We start from the raw sequence: 1,622 nt of genomic DNA, 5'->3' as shown, positions 1-1,622 counted from the left end.
CCTGGATTATTCATAGAATTTCAAAAAAGCAGCGCAATCCCACGATTCACACGGGACTGCGCTGCTTTGGTGTTTCACCCATTGGGTGCGCCTATATGCTAAGGTTGAGTCGACGAAAACCATCACGAAAGCGAGGCTTCACACCATCTCAACTTTAACCAGCTTATCCCTGCAATGCAATACCAATGTGACTGTGACCGCCGACGGCGGTCAACTTTCAAATGACGCCGGGCTCGTTTTGTTCCAAGAGTTTCTTCATCGTATCAACTTTAGGCAACTTGCCAATCAGTGCCTCAAGTTACCAGACCAACGACGATTCTGGAAGGCCTCGATGATCGACATCTTCTTGGAAAAATTGTTGCTCGACGTTGCCGGGTATTTACATGACAGTAGTGCCAATGACTGGCAACGTGATCCCGTACTGGCGGCCACCTTGGGTAGCTCTCGGCTAGTCTCACAGCCCTCACTTTCACGGTTTTTCAAGCGCCTTGAAGACGCCGACCTAGATGACTTTCGGAAGCTTATCTGGCAAGTAGCCGCCTTGGCTTTCCGTCTTAGTGGTCAATCCCGCTTCGTGCTGGATATAGACTCAACGCATTGTGATACTTTCGGTAATCAAGAACGGTCCGCCTTCAACGCTCACTATATGGCCTATGGATATCACCCTCAGGTTGTATTTGATCAAGAGTCCGGGTTGCTCTTAGACGCCTTGATGCGCCCTGGCAATGAGTACACCGGCAAGGAAGCCGATAAGTTCGTCGAGACAACTTTTTCGCGCCTATCGGCGCTCCCTCAAAGCACCAGCGTCATCATTCGAGGCGATTCGGGGTTTGCTGCGCCAAAATTTTACGAGATGTGCGACACACATGGCGTCGACTTTTTGGTTCGACTCAAGGCAAATTCAAAGCTTGGGAAGCTGGCAGAAACGGCCTTAGTGAATTGCCCTCCAAAATATGAAGAGAGCAAATGCGTCTACCACGAATTCAAGTATCAGGCCGCGTCATGGGGTAAAGCTCGCCGTGTTATCGTATGTTCTACTCATACGGCAGATGAGCTAGTTCCCTGGAACCACGCATTCGTAGTGACCAGCCTGGCCTCCGAGGCTCCAGAGACTTTGTTCAAGACCTATAGGCAGCGGGGCAATGCTGAGAACCAAATTAAGGAGCTGAAATGCGGGTTTGGCTTTGACAAAACAGACAGCTCAACTTTTGCACGGAACACTGCACGAGCCTTGATCACCGGTATTGCCTATAACCTGGTTCAGCTCTTTAAACAGCTCTTTGTCTCGGAAGACCGTCGTTCAACCATCTCCTCGCTACGGTTCAGTCTCTTTCACATCGCCGGTAGGATTACTTGGCACGCCCGTCGTGTGGTGATTCATCTTGCTTCTAACTATGTTTACAAGAACTGGTTTAGTCGGCTCATGGACGAAGTCCATCAGTTGGCGACCTGAACTGAATAACTGAATAGGTCGTGCGTCGAGCCGAAAACTGGGTCGGTCTGTTCGTGGTGCATCGATCACCAACTTCTCCGCTCAGTCAGTATTCGCAACGCTCCAAACGTTGCTTTCAGACCGGCCAGATGCGATTTCATGTCCCAAATACCGAGGTGAATAATCCAGG

Annotated in this window: 1 protein-coding gene; it reads left to right on the top strand. The window is 50.1% G+C overall.

The window, feature by feature from the left end; translation table 11 throughout:
- The first annotated feature begins 85 nt into the window (after nt 1–85).
- Nucleotides 86–1,453, top strand: coding sequence for an IS1380 family transposase (locus EKM86_RS12225; RefSeq protein WP_164506282.1), 1,368 nt, complete (start codon nt 86–88; stop codon nt 1,451–1,453).
- Nucleotides 1,454–1,622: the final 169 nt, after the last annotated feature.

This window comes from Lacticaseibacillus hegangensis, assembly GCF_003946465.1.
GTDB lineage: Bacteria > Bacillota > Bacilli > Lactobacillales > Lactobacillaceae > Lacticaseibacillus > Lacticaseibacillus hegangensis.
Note: the sequence above shows the minus strand (reverse complement) of the source record. Positions and strands in the feature narration are given on the sequence as shown.